The 246-nt window shown below is 45.1% G+C and carries 1 protein-coding gene; it reads right to left on the minus strand.

The genetic code is table 11. The features are described 5' to 3' along the window. A partial coding sequence (locus tag AAEY93_RS20970) for a hypothetical protein (protein WP_351079664.1) occupies positions 1–246 on the minus strand: 246 nt, incomplete at both ends.

The raw sequence follows: 246 nt of genomic DNA on the forward strand, positions 1-246 counted from the left end.
CTATACTGCTGCTTTAATTCATTATTATGCTGTAGCAGCTCGCTGTTTTCTTGTTGTAACTGGCTGATTTGCTTTTGCAGTTTATCTTGCTCTTCACCGATCATATGGTGCGCTTCTGCCAGATTTTGATAGCGGTTATCGAGGTCGTTCAGCTTCTTTTTGGCGCCATCGCGCTCTGTATAACTGCTGTCGAGCTTGGCCTGAAGTGTGGTAAGTTCTTTTGGATCGGTAGCGGGGTGTTTTTTG

Source organism: Shewanella sp. CAL98-MNA-CIBAN-0140 (assembly GCF_040309905.1).
Classification (GTDB): domain Bacteria; phylum Pseudomonadota; class Gammaproteobacteria; order Enterobacterales; family Shewanellaceae; genus Shewanella; species Shewanella psychromarinicola.